The organism is Methylovirgula ligni (assembly GCF_004135935.1).
GTDB lineage: Bacteria > Pseudomonadota > Alphaproteobacteria > Rhizobiales > Beijerinckiaceae > Methylovirgula > Methylovirgula ligni.
Genome location: NZ_CP025086.1, coordinates 3,174,941 through 3,192,117, shown reverse-complemented (window position 1 = coordinate 3,192,117; position 17,177 = coordinate 3,174,941). Strand labels below are relative to the sequence as shown.

Genomic DNA, 17,177 nt, shown 5'->3' with positions numbered 1-17,177 from the left:
ATTCATGCACGACATCAAATGGATTCGCGAGAATTCGGAAGCCTTCGACACTGGCCTGATGCGCCGCGGCGCGGAGCCATTGTCTGCGAAGCTGCTCGCGCTCGACGACAAGCGCCGCGCCGCCATCGCCAGGGCGCAGGCCGCGCAGGAGCGCCGCAATGCGGCCTCGAAGGAAATCGGTGCGGCGATGAAGGCGGGCGATGCCGCCAGGGCCGAAGTCCTGAAGCAGGAGGTCGCCGATCTCAAGGCCGCGCTGCCGGGCTTCGAGGAGGAGGAACGTCAGGCGATCAAGGAGCTTGAAGACACGCTCGCCTGGGTTCCCAATATTCCGCTCGCCGAGGTTCCTTTCGGCAAGGACGAGAACGACAATCCCGAGTTGCGCGCCGTTGGCAAGCAGCCAGAATTTTCCTTCACGCCGAGAGAGCATTTCGAGATTGGCGAGGCGCTTGGCCTCATGGATTTCGACACCGCCGCGAAGCTCTCCGGCGCGCGCTTCGTCGTCTTGAAAGGCGCGTTGGCGCGGCTCGAACGCGCGCTCGGCCAGTTCATGCTCGATCTGCACACCGGCGAGCACGGCTATGCGGAGGTCAACCCGCCGCTTCTGGTCCGCGATGAGGCGATGTTCGGCACGGCGCAATTGCCGAAGTTCCGGGAGGATCAGTTCCCGACCTTTCTGGAGCCGATCGCGCGACTTGAGGCAATGAAAGAATACGAGCAGCAGCGCGCCGAAAAGAAAGACGCGATCGAGGCGGAAGCGGAAGCGCGCGCGGAGAAATTTGTCGAAGATTATATCCGCGACGTGAAAGGCCGCGGCCTTGACGAGCGCTATGCCCGAAATCAGGTGCTGCGCGATGCGAGGAATGATCTTTTTGCTCAATTCGATCTGAAATATTGGAACGAACATCTCACCAAGCGGACGCTTTGGCTCATCCCCACCGCCGAAGTGCCGCTGACCAATCTGGTGCGTGAAAAAATCCTCGACGAAAAAGACCTGCCGATCCGAGTCACCGCCTCGACGCCATGCTTCCGCGCCGAGGCCGGCGCGGCGGGCCGCGATACGCGCGGCATGATCCGCCAGCATCAGTTTCCCAAGGTCGAACTCGTCTCCGTCACGACACCGGAGCAGTCGCTCGCCGAACACGAGCGCCTGCTGAATTGTGCTGAAGAAGTGTTGAAACGGCTTGGCCTCGCTTATCGCGTCGTCACGCTCTGCACCGGCGATATGGGCTTTGCCTCGCAGAAGACCTATGACATCGAGGTCTGGCTGCCGGGGCAGGGGCGTTATCGCGAGATTTCCTCGTGCTCGGTCTGCGGCGATTTCCAGGCGCGGCGGATGGAAGCGCGCTACCGGCCCGAGGGCGGCAAGACGACACGCTTCGTCCATACGCTCAACGGCTCCGGCGTCGCGGTCGGGCGGGCGCTGGTCGCCGTCCTCGAAAATTACCAGAACGAAGACGGTTCCGTGACGGTGCCTGATGTTTTGCTGCCATATATGGGCGGTATCACGCGACTCACGAAAGCGGCCTGAAGAGAATCGCCCCTCCCATGCGCATCCTGGTCACCAACGACGACGGCATTCACGCTCCGGGGCTGGAAGTCCTTGAGCGGATCGCGGCGCGGCTCTCCGACGACATCTTCGTCGTCGCGCCGGAGCACGATCAAAGCGGCGTCTCGCATTCGCTCTCGCTCAACGACCCGCTGCGGCTGCGCAAGATTTCCGAGCGCCGCTTCGCGGTAAAGGGCACGCCGACGGATTGCGTCATCATGGGCGTGCGCGAGATTTTGCGCGCACATCAACCCGATCTCATTCTCTCCGGCGTCAACCGAGGCTCCAATATCGCCGACGATGTGACCTATTCGGGCACGATCGCCGCGGCGATCGAAGGCACCATCCTCGGCATCACCTCAATTGCTCTGTCGCAGACCTATCATCCGGACGATCACAACGTGCTCGACTGGGATTGTGCCGAGGTCCACGCGCCGCGCATCATCAAGGCGCTGCTGGCGGAGGGCATCGACCGCGACGTTCTGATCAACGTGAACTTTCCCGGCTGCCCGGCGCAGGATGTGAAGGGCGTTTCCGTCGCCATACAGGGGCGCCGCGATATGCAACTGGTCCGGCTTGAGCGTCGCAATGACGGCCGCGGCAATCCCTATTATTGGATCGCCTTCGAGCGTGACATCACCGAGCGTCGTCCCGGCACCGATATTGAAGCAATCGGCAACAATCGCATATCGGTGACGCCGCTGAAGCTCGACATGACCGATGAGGTTTCGGTGACGCGCTATGCGCGGCTGTTCGATCGCGCGGAATTCGCATCTTCGCAGAAAGAGCGCGCAGAATAGTGTTGGCAGCGGCGCGACCTGCTTTTGGCTCGACACAATTCGTGAAATCGTCAATCTTCACCTGATTCGGCCGCTGGCGCTTTCGAAGCGGCCGGCGCCGGGGAAGCGCGGAACGTGACGAGGATCGGATCGCTGGCTGTCGCGGAAGAGGATGCCGCCACCGCGCGCGGGGAGGAGAAGGCCGCCTTCCTGTTGCGCCTGCGTTCAAGCGGCATTCGCGATCTCGATCTTCTGCGTGCGCTCGAGAAAGTCCCGCGTGAGATGTTCGTGCCCCACCGTTTCGTGGATCTTGCGCGGCGCGATCTCGCTTTGCCGATCGGTTGCGGCCAGACATTGTCCGAGCCTTCGCTTGTCGCGCGGATGATCGCGGCGCTCGGCGTAACGCGCGAACAGCGTGTGCTCGAAATCGGCACCGGCTCTGGCTACGCGACGGCTATCCTTGCCGAGATCGGCGCGCAAGTTGTCTCCATCGAGCGGTTTCAGACTCTGGCGATCGCCGCGCGCTTGCGGCTCGAGCGGCTGGGCAGGCAAAATGTCGAGGTCATCTTCGCCGACGGTTTGGGCGTTCCCGCGGCGGCCGGCCCGTTCGACCGCATCTTGATCCATGCCCGGCTCGATGAACTTCCGCCCGATCTCGTCGCACTTTTGGTGTCGGATGGCCGCATTGTCGTCGCGCGGCCAGACCGCGAGGTTGCCTGGCGGCAAGTGCTTGTCGAATTGCGCCGCGATGCAGCAGGTGCGCTTGTTGAGACGCAGATCGGCCCTTGCCGTTTGCAGGCGTTGCTCCCCGGTATCGCGCAGGTTTTGTGAGACGGCCCGCGTTAAGTTTACATTAAGCTAAAACGCGATGGAATTAGGTGAAGGCGCGTTCATCTTAAACGCTCCCTTAACTCGCTTGCTCCCTTAATGCGACCCAGAGTTTTTCGTCTGTGGGTTGCGTCATGGCCAGTTTCGCGTCGGTATTGAGTTCCGGTCTCACTATTCGCCTTCTCATGATCGGTTGCTGCGCCGGCTTGCTTGCCGGATGCGCTGATTCCCAGCGTCTGACGGATCCCTTCTCCGATCCCTTCCGCGGCGATGTCGACCACACGCCCACCGGCAGCATTTCCGAGCCGCAGCCGCAGCCCTATGCGCCGACGCAGCCGGTCGAATCGCGGCCGCTGACGCCGCCGCCCGCAGCCTCCTATTCGACCCCGGCTTACAGGAGCCCGCACGTCGCTTCTGCCGGCTGGAGCGGCAGCGATACAGCCTCGCGCAGCGTTCATCCGAGCACCGCGGGCTGGACGGCGGAAGGCGGCATGCCGGTCGTCGTGGCGCAGGGTGAGACGGCGGAGGTCATCGCCCGCCGCTATGGCATTCCGACCGACGCTTTGGTGCATGCCAACGGCTATTCTTATGCGGGGCAAGTCCGCCCCGGCGCGCGGATCGTGATCCCGACCTATAACGCGGCACTGGCGGCTTCGAGCGGCCTGCGCTTTTCGACGGCCCGCAACGAGCAGCGCCGGACGCAGGAACGCATCCACGAGGCGCGGATTCACGACACGCATCTGCATTTCGTCCGTGGCCCGGCATCGGCCGAGGATCGTCACGCCCGCGCCGCGGAGATCAAGGCGCAAAAGCGTGCCGAAAAATTGGCCCGCGAAAAGCATGAAGGCGCTCCGCTCGCCAGCGCCCGGACACTCAAGTCGCACCCGCGCCCGGAGGCGAATGCAGCGCCGGTGGGTCACGTTTATGCCCACGCGACGCCGGCGGCCCCGATCGATCATATGCCGACGGCCAGTCTCGAGCCCGCGCCGGATCAGTCCGCCGACGCTGCGCCAGCATTCCGCTGGCCGGCCCGCGGCCGGATCACTGAGGGCTATCACCGGGGCGTCAACGACGGCATCAATATCGCTTTGCCGGAGGGCACATCGGTTAAGGCGGCGGAGGCGGGGCTTGTCGTCTACGCCGGCAACGAAGTGCGCGGCTATGGCAACCTTGTGCTTATCCGCCATCCCAATGGCTTCGTCACCGCTTATGCCGATAACGGCGAACTCAACGTCAAGCGTGGTGAGACAGTTCGGCGCGGGCAGGTGATCGCCAAGTCCGGCGAAACCGGCAATGCGACGTCGCCGCAGCTTCACTTCGAAGTCCGCAAGGGTTCAACGCCGGTCGACCCCACTCAATATCTCGCCGGGCTTTGATCCAGACGCGTTGGTGTGAAGGTGCTTTTGCGCCGCTCAAAACCGCGCGGCGAAGACCAGATAGGTCGTCACTTCGGCGACCTGCTGCGCGGCGCCGGCGACGTCCCCCGTTTGGCCGCTGTACAGCCGCCGCGCCAACAGCGTGACTCCGTAGACTGCCACGGCGCTGCAGGCCAGCGCGTTGAATACACGCCATAGACTCGCGCCGGCGAGCAGGGGGAGCAAGCTCAGCGCTAACGCGAAGAGCGCGGTCACTCGCAGTGGCGGCTGATCGCTCGTTGCGGAAAAGCCCGCGCCCTCGGTGCGCGCCGGAGGCAGAAGCACAAGCGGCAGCAATCCCAAGGTGCGCGAAACGCCGCCGGTTGCAATCAGGACCAGACTGGCCAACCCGAGATTGTGCCGCGCGAATATCCACAAGCTCAAGACGCGCAACAGCACGCTGCCGATCAGGGCGATAGTCCCAAAAGTACCGATCCGGCTGTCCTTGAGGATTTCGAGGCGCGTTTCGCGCGTCGTGCCGCCAATCGAATCCGCGAAATCTGCGAGACCGTCCTCGTGAAAGGCCCCGGTGACGGCGATAAGGCACAATATCGCGAGCGTTGCCGCCAGTGGAAGCGCCAGGCCGAGAGCTTTGCTGGACAGGAGGGCGAGCGCTCCGAAGGCGCCGATCAGCGCACCGGCGAATGGCAACATTCTCATACGCGCCGTGATCCCGGAGCCGTAAGGATTTTTCTCAAATTCGAACGGCGGAATTGGCAACCGTGAATAAAATCGCAGACAAGCTAGGAGGTCTGCCACAAATTCGCTGGCAACACGTCTCACCGTGCTCAAGTATGATTCCATTTTCCATCTCTTGGTTGCTTGCTTAGTTCTACTGCCAAGCTGGACTGACGAATGTAGGCATGTCACCTGTGCGCCAACTCACGCTGTTGTTCGTCGAATGACCGAGATGATCAAAGCCGGCCCCCTTTTGGCTGCGGCGACCGCCACCGAGCCGACGCCCAAGCGCGCACTTGCCGACGCGCTCTTGCCGATGGTCAGCTTTATCGTCGTCAATTACAATTACGGGCGGTTTTTGCGCCAATGTATCGACACGATCTTCTCCCAGACCTACCCGGCGATCGAATGTATTCTCGTCGACAATAAATCGACCGACGAATCCGCCGCAATTATTGCAGACCTCAAGCTGTCATATCCGCAGCTTCAAGTCATCTACGAACAATCCAATCTCGGCCAGAGCGCGGCATGTCTTGATGGCTACCGCAAGTCGCGCGGACCCTATGTCGTGTTCGTCGATGCCGACGATTATTATTTCAATACTTTTGCCGAGACGCATGTGCTCGTGCATCTCTCGCTGCGCCATGCGACGGGATTTACGTCCAGCGACATGACGCAGGTCGTCGATGGTGCGGTCGTCCTAGGGACTACATTTCAAGCGCGCGGGCGTGCCGCCGCACGCCAATTTCTGGAAGTGGCGCTCAACACGCCGCGGCACTTCCCCGAAGCGGCCGCTGGCGGCTTCCACTTTTCGGCCGATGTCAAGGATCTGCCGCTCAAGGCGATCTCCACGTCCGCCGTTGAATGGGTTTGGGCGCCGACGTCGGGAACGATGTATCGGCGGGATGCACTCGCTATGTTCATCGACGCGCCGCAGTTTCCGACGCTGCGAAGCGCGACGGACGCGTTTTTCAATTTTGCCATCAACGCTTTCGTCGGCAGCGTCCTTATCGAAAGGCCGCTGGGCGCCTATCGCATCCATGGCGGCAATACGTTCACCAGGCATCCGTCGCTCAACAACATCAGAGGTTACGAGAGCGAAAGCGATATGGCGCCCCGGGCAGCCAAGGCCGCACTCGACCATGTCCTGAACAATTTCGATGTTTTCGACAGGCAGATGATGGGACCGTGGCAGTTGTTCCGCGCGATCAGTTGCCTGGACGGCAAGACAAAGTCCCGAGGCTGGCAGGGATTTCACAGCTTGCGCGTGGCGGTCGCGCGGCTCCGCTGGCTTCTCAAACGCCGAACGCGGGAAAACTGACATTCCCCTGCGCCGCGGTTTCCCTGAAACGTGAATATTCTACCAAACGCCGGCTGACCTTTAGCGCGGCAATGGTATAGTCGTGGACGGCGACCGGACTAAGGTCAGAGTCCCATGGGAGCTTCGTCGAGACGCGAAGAAACCGAACCGGACGTCAAAAAAGCCGCAGAGAATTTGCGGCGCAAAGACCAAGGGGAGGACTTCCATATGCCCGCCGACATTCAATCCATAGAACGAAATCCGAAGTTCAGGGAGCTGGTCGAGGCCCGAAAATTGTTGGGCGGATCGCTGACCCTGCTCATCATCATCATCTACTTTGGCTTCATTCTTCTGATCGCGTTCGATCCGAAACTGCTCGGCACACCGATCTCCGGCGTCATCACGCTCGGCATTCCCGTGGGTCTTTTCGTCATCGTCGCGGCTTTCGTCCTGACCGGCATTTACGTCTTGCGCGCCAATGCGACCTACGATGTCTTGACCAAAGAGATCATCGAGGAGAGCAAGTGATGTCGCGCCTCAAGACTCTCGCTGCGGCGATCACTCTCGCGGCTTTCGCGGCACCCTCGCTGGCTCTGGCCGATGCGCTGACCGCGCCAGCCGTGAAACAGCCAACCAATTGGGTCGCCATCGGCATGTTCGTCGCGTTCGTCGCCCTGACCTTGGCGATCACCAAATGGGCGGCTGATAGAACCCGCACCGCGGCGCATTTCTATTCGGCCGGCGGCAGCGTCACCGGCCTGCAAAACGGCCTTGCCATTGCCGGCGACTTCATGTCGGCAGCGTCCTTCCTCGGTATTTCGGGCCTCGTCTATCTTTCGGGCTATGATGGGCTGATTTATTCGGTGGGCTTTCTTGTCGGCTGGCCGATCGTCACCTTCCTCATCGCCGAGCCGTTACGCAATCTCGGCCGCTATACCTTCGGCGATGTTGCCTCGTTCCGCTTCGAGCAGGCGCCGATCCGGGTGCTCGCCGCCTGCGGCACGCTGGTGACGGTCGCTTTCTATCTGATTGCCCAGATGGTCGGCGCGGGATCGCTTATCAAACTGCTGTTTGGCCTCGACTATTGGGTCGCCGTGGTGATCGTCGGCGTGCTGATGATTGTCTATGTCACCTTCGGCGGCATGGTGGCGACGACCTGGGTGCAGATCATCAAGGCGGCCCTGTTGCTCGCCGGCGCCACCTTCATGGCGTTCATGGTGCTTGCGCATTTCGGCTTTAGCGCCGAGGCGCTATTTGCCAGGGCGGTGGAGGTGCATCCGAAGAAGCAGGCGATCATGGCGCCAGGCTCCTTCGTGACCAATCCAATCTCCGCCGTTTCGCTCGGCATCGCGCTGATGTTCGGCACTGCCGGGCTGCCGCATATTCTCATGCGCTTCTTTACCGTCGCCGACGCCAAAGAGGCGCGCAAGTCGGTGTTCTATGCGACCGGCTTCATCGGCTATTTCTACATTCTGACCTTCATCATCGGCTTCGGCGCCATTGCGCTCGTCTCGACCAATCCGGAATATCTGACCAATCCGGCCAAAGGTCTCGCGGCGATCAAGGGCGGCTCGAATATGGCGGCGATCCACCTCGCCTCAGCGGTTGGCGGCAATGTGTTTCTCGGCTTCATCTCGGCCGTTGCCTTCGCCACGATCCTCGCGGTCGTATCCGGGCTCACCCTCTCGGGCGCTTCCGCCATCAGCCACGATCTTTATGCCACCGTGCTCAAAGGCGGCCGGGCCAACGAAAAGGACGAAATCTGGGTCTCGAAGGTTGCAACCGTCGTGCTGGGCATCATCGCCATCCTTCTCGGCATTGTCTTCGAGAAGCAGAACGTTGCCTTCATGGTCGGCCTCGCTTTCGCGATCGCGGCCTCCTGCAACTTCCCGGTTCTGCTGACGTCGCTTCTGTGGCGCGGGATGACCACGCGCGGCGCTGTCATCGGCGGGTTTCTAGGCCTCATCACCGGCTTGGTCGGCGTCATCCTGTCGCCGAGCGTGTGGGAATTGGTCCTGGGCCACCCCAAAGGCTCGGCGCCGTTCCCCTACAGCAATCCGGCGCTGTTTTCGATGACGCTCGCCTTCATCGGCATCTATGTGTTTTCGAAGCTCGATACCAGCGCCAGGGCGGCCAAGGACAAGGCCGGCTTCGACGCGCAATTCGTGCGGGCGGAGACGGGCATCGGTGCCTCTGGCGCGGCCGTGCATTGAGGCGATGCTGCAAGGCAAAAAGCGGTGCGGCGGTTTCCGCCGCGCCGCTTTTTTGACACATCGTCGGGCTTGGCCTGTGGCTTCGATGTCCTAGCGGGCGTCCAGCCGGTCAGCCATACTGTCAAGTTAAGATCAGCAATGAGACCGGGGTGTGGAATGCTCAAAAAGATTGCGCTTGCGCTTCTCGTGCTCGGGCTTGCCGGATGTGGGCCGCTCGGGCTCCCGTCGCCGTCCGCATCATCATCGTCGTCGGCATCGCCTAAGCCACTGAATGATTTTTCCGCTATGCGCTGCGGCGACGCGACGGGGCCGACGACAGGATGCTGATGATATTATTTGGCGACCGCCGTTTCGGGTAGGTCGGCATAATCTTCGGCGCGCGTTTCGTCCCGTGCGGTATTCGGCAGCAATGCCGAAAGGATGACGGCGACCAGCACATTGGCGACGAAAGCCGTGACGCCGTTATAGATGGCAAAGCTGGAACCGAAGACGGTGTGGACCGGCACCCAGGCCGTCGGCGTCCATGCGAGCCAGGTGCCGAGCACCATGCCGCTGGCCCAACCAGCGAGCAGACCCCAGCCGTTGAACCAGCGCGTATAGAGCCCGAAAATCACCGCCGGGAAGACCTGCGCCATCCACATGCCGCCGAGCAATTGCAGATCGAGCGCGAACTTGGTCGGTACGAACAGGATAAAGGCGAGCGCGCCCACTTTGACGATCAGCGACATCAGCTTGGCGAGCACGGCCTCTTCCTGTGGGCTCATCGCCGGATGGATGAAGGGCTTCCAGATATTACGGGTGAACGTATTGGCGGCGCCGATCGACATGATTGCGGCGGGGACGAGCGCGCCAATCGCGATGGCCGCGAAGCAGAAGCCGACGAACCAATCCGGAAAGACCGCGAGGATCAGATGCGGCACGGCGTCCTGCGGGTTTGTCACATGCACGCCGACCGCCAGCGCCATGTAGCCCATGAGCGCGATCAGCGCGAGCATCACCGAATAGGCGGGCAGGGCGATGGCGTTCACGCGGATCGTGTTGCCGCTGCGCGCCGAGAGCAAGCCGGTCACCGAGTGCGGATACATCAGCAAGGCCAGACCCGAGCCGATGGCGAGCGAGACGAAGGGAAACATCTGCTTCGGCGACAGCAGCAGCCCGGCGGCGATCTTGCCGCCGCTCGCCGCCGCTTTTTTGGCAAGCGCCGCGCCAGCCGCGTCGAAGATCGCGCCGTAGCCGCCAAGTTTCATCGGGACGATGACGACCGCCGCGATCACGAAGATATAGATCATGATGTCTTTGACAAAGGCGATCATGGCCGGTGCGCGCAGGCCGCTACGATAGGTGTAGAGCGCCAGGATGACGAAGGCGATGGTGAGCGGCAGATGGCTCATCAGGCCGTGCCCCTCGAAGCCCAGAGCATCGATCACCCGCTCCATGCCGACGAGTTGCAGCGCGATATAGGGCATGGTCGCGAAAATGCCGGTGAAGGCCACCGCAAGTTCCAGCCATCTGTTGCCATAGCGCCCGAGGATATAATCGCTGGCCGTCAGATAATTCTTGCGATGCGAGACTGCCCAGAGCCGTGGAAAGGTCAGATAGAGCAGGGGGTAGATGATGATCGTATAGGGCACGGCGAAGAAGCCATAGGCGCCGACCGCATAAAGCACCGACGGCACGGCGATCACGGTATAGGCCGTATAGATGTCGCCGCCGATCAGGAACCAGGAGATCCAGGCACCGAAACGCCGGCCGCCCAGGCCCCATTCGTTGAGGTCGTTAAGGTCCCCGCGCTTCCAGTGCGCCGCGACGAAGCCGAGCACGGTGACAAGCAGGAAAAAGCCGAGAAAGATCGCGGCGGCGGTCCAGTTCAAATGGTCGATCACCGCTTCTCCCCCTTATAGACGATATACGTCACAAGGCTGGAGAACGGGATCAGGACGATCAGAAACCAGTAGAAAAACGGGAAGCCGAAGAGCCGCGGTTCGGTGACATTGTAAAACGGCACCAGAAAGCTCGCCAAAGACGGCAGCACCAGCAGCAGATATTTCATCTTCCCCCCGTGCGCTATCCCGCAACGCGGAACAGGTGCCGCCTGTATTCGGCGGTCAGGAAGACTTAACGAACCGGGTGGCAGCGATCAAGCCCGGGCTTGCGGCGCCTATCTGGCAACCACTTCCACGTCCTGGTCGTGCGTGGATTCCACCTTGAAAGTCGCCTGATAGGTCTTATCGCCATGACGCGCGATGGCGACATATTCGCCCTCGGACAGCACGAGCGAGGGGAAGGCGCCGATCAATTCACGGATCACGTCGCCGCCGGGGGTGAGGATGGTGAAGGCGGAATTGGCCAAAGCCTCGCCGCCCGGCGCGTTGACGAGTTTCAAGGTCATCACCGCGGCGCGGTGGCGCAGCGTGGCGTCGGTCAGCTTGCCAGCCTGCACGTGCAGATCGGCGTTGACGACGGAGTTTGTCGCGTTGGCGATGCCGTTTTGCGCCAGCGAGCCGACGCCGGTCGTATCGAGCAGGGTCGAGACGACATGATAATTGCCTTCCGGAAGACCGATGATGTCACCGGCACGGGCCTTGGCGACGACCAGCTTCGCCTCGGAATTGTTATGCTCGGGCACATAGATGGAGATGATCAGCTTGGATGGATTGATCGGCTCGTCGCCAAGCATGGGGACAATGCGCAGGCCCCCGGCATTGAGTACAAGCCGTTCGCTCATCGGCGCGCCAGCCATGCTGACGCGCTGGGTCATGCTGGCGAGTCCCATGGCGCAATGCACGATGTAATTGCCATCCGGAAGCGAAAGCGACGGGGTCGCCTCGCTCGACTCGGCAACGAGCCGATGCGAGCCATCGGTCTCGGTGGCTTCGTCGAACACGCGCCATTTGAGCCCCGAGCCGATGGGGCGCAGGTCGGTCGCGCTCAGAAGAGCCGATAGCAGCAAAGGATTGTGCGGCACGCTCGGCTGCGTATCGTGGCGCGGCCCCATTAGGCCGCCGGGCGGGATGATCGGCGCGATCACGTCAGCATTGCCGTCTTGCGCGAGTCTCTCTTGCGCGTGAGCAATTCCAGGCGCGCCAAGGACGCACGCGAAGATCAAAACGGCGGCGAATTGGACGTGGGGGTGGCGCAGGGCTGCAAAGTCCATAGGCGGCTTTTTGCCGTAAAATTCGGCTTTGTGATGGCTCGGTATCTGGGAAGGGGCCGAAAACACGTGCGGCTTGGAATATTCCATGCCATTGAGCCTACACGATATTCAGGAATTGGAGGCGATGAACTTGAGCAATGCGACGATCGAACTTCTGCGCACACGCCGTTCCGCGCCGCCGGTGGCGCTCGCCGGACAGGGCCCGACGGCGGAAGAGCGCGAACTTCTGCTGACGCTCGCCGCGCGGGTGCCGGACCACGGCAAGCTTGTCCCCTTTCGCTTCATCGTTTTCGAGGGTCCGGGGCGCGACAAGGCGGGCGAAATCATCGCCGAAGTCTTCGCGGCCGCGCATCCCGAGGCGAGCGCCGCCGATCTCGCCAAGGAGCGCAAGCGCCTCGCGCAGGCGCCGCTGGTGGTCGCTGTGGTTTCCCGCGTGGCGTCGCATGTCAAAGTTCCGGAATGGGAGCAGGTGCTGTGCGCCGGCGCCGTCTGCTTCAATCTGGAGATCGCCGCCAACGCGCTTGGCTTCGCCAGCATCTGGCTCACCGAATGGTTTGCCTACGACCGCACAGTGTTGGCGCGTTTCGGTCTTGCGGAGCATGAAAAGATCGCGGGCTTCATTCACATCGGTCACAATGCCGGTCCGCGCGAGGATCGCGTGCGCCCGCAATTTTCCGAGATCGTGACCCAATTCGGAATCTGATGGGGCCGAATGTTTTACGCACCGGAACATCGCGACAAGAGCTTGCTGCCGCATGATCCGTTCAAGGCGCTGATCGCGCCGCGGCCGATTGGCTGGGTCTCGACCAAAAGCAAAAGCGGCGCGATCAATCTCGCGCCCTATTCCTTCTTCAACGCGGTCGCGGAAAAGCCGCCGATCCTTATGCTGTCCTCGTCGGGCTGGAAGGATTCCGCGACTTTCGCGAGCGAGACGCGCGAATTCGTCTGGAACATGGCGACCTATGATCTGCACGAAAAGATGAACCTGACGGCGGCGAACCTGCCACGCGGCGAGAGCGAGTTCGCCTTCGCCGGCCTCGAGCCGGCGCCGTCGCGTTTCGTCGCGCCGCCACGTGTCGCGCTGAGTCCCGCCGCGTTGGAATGCAAGGTCGTCAATATCCTGTCCTTGCAGGACATGGACGGCGGGCTGACGGGCAACATCCTCATCTTCGGTCAGGTCGTCGGCGTCTATATCGACGATGCCTTCATCAGGGATGGGCGGGTCGATGCGGCGGCCATGCGGCCGCTCGCGCGGTGCGGCTACATGGACTATGCCGTCGCCGATCATTTGTTCGAGATGCTGCGGCCGCCGAGGATTTGAAGAGCGTCAGCGTGCGGCGCGTATCGCGGCGATGGCGTCCGCCCGTGCCGTGACGATCCCGTCGAAAGCCGCCTGCTTCGCCTGTTGACTGAATATCGTCAAATCCATCGCGCCGTTTTCCACGAGGAGGGCCGAAACCCCGGCGGCTTTGGCCGCGAACAAGGTGAGATTGCGGGCGAGAGTTAGAGGCGCGCCGGGCGCGTCATCATTCGTGCCGAGAGATGCCGCGAGCGCGCTTGCGTCGAAGGCGAGCGCCACAAGCCTCGCGCTGGCACCGGCGAAGCTCGGCAATTGGAAAATCGCGCCGGGTGTGGCGCCGGCAAGCGCGATGATCCGCATCGCTCTGTCCGCGATACCGAGTTCCGCCTCCCGGACCGCGAGCTTGACGCCGAGATGCTGAACATCGGCGCCGCCCCGTGCCGGCAACACGATCCCGTCCGGCGCCGCAGGCATAAGCGCGTCGAGTTCTGCCTCGATCGGGCCGTCGAGGCCGCTTACACGGACGTAGAGCCTTAGTCCCGCCCCGACGCGCCGTGCGGCGCGAACAAATTCCGCTGCTGCAGCCGGGTCCCCGTCGAGCCAAAGCGCATCGGCGCGATGCTTCAGCGCCGTCTCGGGCGTCCCGGAGGCCGGAACCGAAAGATGAACGAGCATGAGCACTGCCTTAAGGGTACGTTTACCATGATCGCGGATGGTGAACAGGAGCTTAAGACGCCGATGCTTCGGGGCGGCGCGGCAGGAAGATACAATGATTGTGCGTCGATTCATGCATTGGGCGCGGACCGCCGGCGCGGCACAGCGGGCGGAAGCAGCCGCGGCCCTGGCCCGGGTTTATCTCATCACCGATCTCGATCCCGCCGAGCACGAGGAAGCCGAACTCGCCCTCACAGGGCTCCTCGACGATCCTTCGCCGCTGGTACGCCGGGCGCTCGCCGAGGTCTTTGCCAGCGCGCCGAATGCGCCGCATCATCTCGTGCTCGGCCTCGCCGACGACCAGTCGGATGTTTCCTCGATCATTCTCGGCCGTTCGCCCGTCCTCTCGGATTCCGATCTCATCGACTGCGCCGCGATCGGCGATGCCATTGCGCAATCTGCCATCGCCTTGCGCCCGAATGTTTCGCCGGCGGTGGCCGCTGCGCTGGCCGAAGTCGGGGCCCGCGAGGCGCTGATCTCACTCGCCATCAATCCCGGCGCCGAGGTGCCGGAATTTTCCCTGCGCCGAATGGTCGAGCGGTTTGGTGCCGATGGCGAGATGCGTGAAGCCCTTCTCATGCGGCCCGGCTTGCCGACGGCGCTACGGGCCGACCTCGTCGCCGCGATGGCCGACGCGCTTCGCGCCTTCGTCATCGAACGCGAATGGATGTCCGGCGAGCGGGCGCAGCGCGTGACGCGCGATGCCTGCGAACAAGCACGAGTGATCATCGCCGCGACGAGCGAGGAGGGCGAGAATGGCGCGGCGGCGCTGATCGCGCATTTGCGCGCCTGTGGCCAGTTGACCGCGAGCCTTCTCCTGCGCGCTCTGCTCAGCGGCAATGCGAGCCTTCTCGAAGCCGCGCTGACGGAACTGTCCGGCCTGCCGCCGCTGCGCGTGAAGGGCCTGACCCGCGACTGGCGCGGCTCGGGGTTTGCCGCACTTTATCGCCGGGCCGGCCTGCCGGACGCGCTATTGCCGGCATTTCGGGCCGCGATCGAAGCCTTGAGCAACGGCGAAGTCGGCGACACCTCCGGCGCGAGCCTGTCGCGCCAGCGGGTCGAGCGCGTGCTGACCGCTTGCAAGGCCGAAAATACCGGCGAACTCGACTCGCTGCTCGCGGTTCTGCGGCGCTTCGCGGCCGAGGCCGCGCGCGATGAGGCCCGGCAATTCTCGGCGGCGCTGCCCGACAGGATGGAAGGCGTCGAACGCCTCGTCGCGAGCGAGGAAATACCGGCTCTCCCTTTGCCGGAAGAACCGCCGCTGCGGCTCAGCGATGAGGAAGTGGCCGAAGCCGCCCCGGCCGGGATTACCATCGATCTCGCCGCTATCGAGGCCGAACTGGCAGCGGCCTAGCGCTCCAGCAGCCGGTGCAGCACGGCGTAATGGATGAGCAGGATCGTCTTGGCGTCCTCGATCTCGCCGCGCGTGATCATGTCGAGCGCCTCCTCGAGCGTCGGCTCGAGGATTTCGATGTCCTCGTTTTCGTCGTCGAGTCCGCCGCCATCCGCGACCCGATCCTGCGGCGTGTAGGGCGCGGTGAAGAAGCTGATCTTCTCCGCATAGACGCCGGGGCTCATGAAGGCGGAAAAGAGATAGGTCGGCCTTTCGATCTTGAAGCCCGTCTCTTCCAGAACTTCGGTGACGATGCGGTCGGCCGCCGCCGCGCCCTCGAGCTTGCCGGCGCAGGTCTCGATCAGGCTGTCGCGCCCCTCGACGAGATAGGCGGCCGGGCGAAACTGCCGCACGAGGACAATGCGCCTGCGCTCCGGATCGTAGAGCAGGATCGTGGCGCCCGGCCCGCTGTCATAGAATTCGCGCGTGAACTCCCGCGGCGCGCCGTTGAACTTGCGCCGCCAGAAGGTGACACGTTCGAGCAGGCCGAAGCCGCGCGAGACGATCTCGCGCCGAAGGATCTTAATGGCGTCGTTCATCTTCAAAGCCGAATTGTTCGCGCAGAATCCGCTCGTCCAGCGAATGGCCGGGATCATGCAGAATGACGAGGTTCGTCGCATGATCCATGGCGATTTCGACTTTCACGACGTCGCGGAATTCGAAATGGTCGGCGACGGCCGCGACCGGGCGCTTCTCGGCCTCCAGCACGTCCAGCGTGACTTGCGCCGTGTCGGGCAGAAGCGCGCCGCGCCAGCGCCGGGGGCGGAAGGCGGAAATGGGCGTCAGTGCCATCAGCGGCGAATTGAGCGGCAGGATCGGCCCGTCGACTGAGAGATTATAGGCGGAGGAGCCGGCGGGCGTCGCCAACAGCACGCCGTCGGCCACAAGCTCGGCGAGCCGTTCCTTGCCGTCGATCGAGATGCGGATTTTTGCCGCCTGATAGGATTGCCGCAGCACCGAAACCTCGTTGACCGCCATCGCGGTCGCGACCTTGCCGCGAACATCCGTGGCGATCATCGCCAGCGGATGCACCACCGAGGATTCGGCATCCTCCAGGCGCTGAAGCAGGTTTTCTTCGCGGTATTCGTTCATCAGAAAGCCGACCGAGCCACGGTTCATGCCGTAGATCGGCTTGCCGGTGCGCATGAAGCGGTGCAGCGTCTGGAGCATCAGCCCGTCGCCGCCGAGCGCGACAATGACATCCGCCGCCGTCGGATCGCCGTCGCCGTAGAGCTGGACGAGGCGGACGCGCGCGGCCTCGGCCTCGGGCGTCGCGGCGCTGAGGAAGGCGAGGCGCTTCACCTGCGGGTTCTTCTCGCTCGTCATCGGGTCTCGATCCATCGCCGTTCGCAAGGCTGGGCTTGAGGGACACCGCCGAAAGCGGCGCCCGGCTCAATAGGCGGCATAGCTTTTTTCTTCGACGATCGGGCTTAACAGGAGGGTATTGATCTCGCGTTTCAGTGCCGCCCGGCGGTCGTTGGTCTGATAGACCGAGCGGGCGAGGGCGATGAATTCCGGGCCGAAATCCTTGATTCGTTCACGTTCGCGGATATCGTCCTCGATATGCCAGAGTTCCTGATTGGCGTCCTTCAGGGCGGCGGTGAGTTCGGCGAGTCTGTCGCTCGGCGGCACATGTGTCTGGAAGACCGCGCTCAATTGCTCGTATTCGCGGCGGACGTTGGCGCGCTTTCCAGCCTCGCCGATCCGATCGAGCTTGATCTCGAGAATGGTCATCTTGTCGATGAGTTCGCCGGCGGCGATCTCGACGAGAATGGGCATGGCGGCCCCCTTGTTAGCTAGGTGCCGGTCTTAAACATTCGGGCGGCGCGCGGCAATACATTGAAATGCCGGCCGCCC

General features: G+C 62.8%; 18 protein-coding genes. 10 read left to right on the top strand and 8 right to left on the bottom strand.

Going from position 1 to position 17,177, the window contains the following annotated elements:
• The first annotated feature begins 4 nt into the window (after positions 1-4).
• The 4 genes from serS (at position 5) to CWB41_RS15450 (ending at position 4,529) form a co-directional block, all read left to right on the top strand.
• The gene (serS, locus tag CWB41_RS15465) at positions 5-1,528 is read left to right on the top strand and encodes a serine--tRNA ligase (RefSeq protein ID WP_115836100.1); all 1,524 of its coding nucleotides are present in this window, start codon (positions 5-7) and stop codon (positions 1,526-1,528) included.
• A 17-nt stretch (positions 1,529-1,545) separates the two neighbouring features.
• Positions 1,546-2,346 carry a 5'/3'-nucleotidase SurE gene (surE, locus tag CWB41_RS15460; protein ID WP_115836101.1) on the top strand — a complete coding sequence of 267 codons (801 nt, stop codon included), beginning with the start codon at positions 1,546-1,548 and terminating at the stop codon, positions 2,344-2,346.
• A 114-nt stretch (positions 2,347-2,460) separates the two neighbouring features.
• Complete coding sequence (locus CWB41_RS15455) at positions 2,461-3,156, top strand: protein-L-isoaspartate(D-aspartate) O-methyltransferase (RefSeq protein ID WP_245411219.1); 696 nt, start codon at positions 2,461-2,463, stop codon at positions 3,154-3,156.
• Between the two features lie 131 nt (positions 3,157-3,287).
• Positions 3,288-4,529 (top strand): M23 family metallopeptidase, encoded by a 1,242-nt coding sequence (locus CWB41_RS15450; protein ID WP_115836102.1) that lies wholly within the window; start codon positions 3,288-3,290, stop codon positions 4,527-4,529.
• 36 nt (positions 4,530-4,565) lie between these two features.
• Here CWB41_RS15450 and cobS read toward each other — a convergent pair whose 3' ends face one another.
• Entirely contained in the window at positions 4,566-5,372 is an 807-nt protein-coding gene (gene cobS, locus CWB41_RS15445; protein WP_115836103.1) for an adenosylcobinamide-GDP ribazoletransferase, read from the bottom strand.
• A 97-nt stretch (positions 5,373-5,469) separates the two neighbouring features.
• Here cobS and CWB41_RS15440 point away from each other — a divergent pair, with 97 nt between their 5' ends.
• From CWB41_RS15440 to CWB41_RS15430, 3 genes are all read left to right on the top strand, one after another.
• Positions 5,470-6,567, top strand: coding sequence for a glycosyltransferase family 2 protein (locus CWB41_RS15440; RefSeq protein ID WP_115836104.1), 1,098 nt, complete (start codon positions 5,470-5,472; stop codon positions 6,565-6,567).
• A gap of 207 nt (positions 6,568-6,774) precedes the next feature.
• Positions 6,775-7,074, top strand: coding sequence for a DUF485 domain-containing protein (locus CWB41_RS15435; RefSeq protein ID WP_115836105.1), 300 nt, complete (start codon positions 6,775-6,777; stop codon positions 7,072-7,074).
• Complete coding sequence (locus CWB41_RS15430; protein WP_115836106.1) at positions 7,074-8,759, top strand: cation acetate symporter; 1,686 nt, start codon at positions 7,074-7,076, stop codon at positions 8,757-8,759. Before CWB41_RS15435 ends, CWB41_RS15430 begins: the two co-directional genes overlap by 1 nt.
• A gap of 332 nt (positions 8,760-9,091) precedes the next feature.
• Here CWB41_RS15430 and mctP read toward each other — a convergent pair whose 3' ends face one another.
• The 3 genes from mctP to CWB41_RS15415 all read right to left on the bottom strand — a co-directional run bounded on the left by mctP (position 9,092) and on the right by CWB41_RS15415 (position 11,913).
• The gene (mctP, locus tag CWB41_RS15425) at positions 9,092-10,642 is read right to left on the bottom strand and encodes a monocarboxylate uptake permease MctP (RefSeq protein ID WP_115836107.1); all 1,551 of its coding nucleotides are present in this window, start codon (positions 10,640-10,642) and stop codon (positions 9,092-9,094) included.
• Positions 10,639-10,809, bottom strand: coding sequence for a DUF3311 domain-containing protein (locus CWB41_RS15420; protein ID WP_115836108.1), 171 nt, complete (start codon positions 10,807-10,809; stop codon positions 10,639-10,641). Before CWB41_RS15420 ends, mctP begins: the two co-directional genes overlap by 4 nt.
• 108 nt (positions 10,810-10,917) lie before the next feature.
• Positions 10,918-11,913 carry a hypothetical protein gene (locus CWB41_RS15415; RefSeq protein WP_115836392.1) on the bottom strand — a complete coding sequence of 332 codons (996 nt, stop codon included), beginning with the start codon at positions 11,911-11,913 and terminating at the stop codon, positions 10,918-10,920.
• Positions 11,914-11,998: 85 nt separating this feature from the next.
• On the opposite strand from CWB41_RS15415, the gene CWB41_RS15410 reads away from it, so the two are divergent.
• Positions 11,999-12,616 carry a nitroreductase family protein gene (locus tag CWB41_RS15410; RefSeq protein WP_245411220.1) on the top strand — a complete coding sequence of 206 codons (618 nt, stop codon included), beginning with the start codon at positions 11,999-12,001 and terminating at the stop codon, positions 12,614-12,616.
• Positions 12,617-12,625: 9 nt separating this feature from the next.
• Complete coding sequence (locus tag CWB41_RS15405; protein ID WP_115836109.1) at positions 12,626-13,234, top strand: flavin reductase family protein; 609 nt, start codon at positions 12,626-12,628, stop codon at positions 13,232-13,234.
• Between the two features lie 6 nt (positions 13,235-13,240).
• Here CWB41_RS15405 and CWB41_RS15400 read toward each other — a convergent pair whose 3' ends face one another.
• Positions 13,241-13,888, bottom strand: a complete 648-nt coding sequence (locus CWB41_RS15400; RefSeq protein WP_165204405.1) for an aldolase/citrate lyase family protein — start codon at positions 13,886-13,888, stop codon at positions 13,241-13,243.
• Positions 13,889-13,982: 94 nt separating this feature from the next.
• On the opposite strand from CWB41_RS15400, the gene CWB41_RS15395 reads away from it, so the two are divergent.
• A complete protein-coding gene (locus CWB41_RS15395; RefSeq protein WP_115836111.1) occupies positions 13,983-15,281 on the top strand; it encodes a DUF2336 domain-containing protein in 1,299 nt (432 codons plus the stop codon).
• On the opposite strand, the gene CWB41_RS15390 is transcribed toward CWB41_RS15395, so the two are convergent.
• The 3 genes from CWB41_RS15390 to CWB41_RS15380 form a co-directional block, all read right to left on the bottom strand.
• Positions 15,278-15,859 (bottom strand): NUDIX hydrolase, encoded by a 582-nt coding sequence (locus CWB41_RS15390; RefSeq protein WP_115836112.1) that lies wholly within the window; start codon positions 15,857-15,859, stop codon positions 15,278-15,280. The two genes, CWB41_RS15395 and CWB41_RS15390, sit on opposite strands and share 4 nt — an antisense overlap.
• A complete protein-coding gene (locus CWB41_RS15385; protein WP_115836113.1) occupies positions 15,843-16,646 on the bottom strand; it encodes an NAD kinase in 804 nt (267 codons plus the stop codon). The genes CWB41_RS15390 and CWB41_RS15385 overlap by 17 nt, the downstream gene beginning before the upstream one ends.
• Positions 16,647-16,712: 66 nt before the next feature.
• Positions 16,713-17,099, bottom strand: coding sequence for a DUF6165 family protein (locus CWB41_RS15380; RefSeq protein WP_115836114.1), 387 nt, complete (start codon positions 17,097-17,099; stop codon positions 16,713-16,715).
• Positions 17,100-17,177 lie beyond the last annotated feature (78 nt).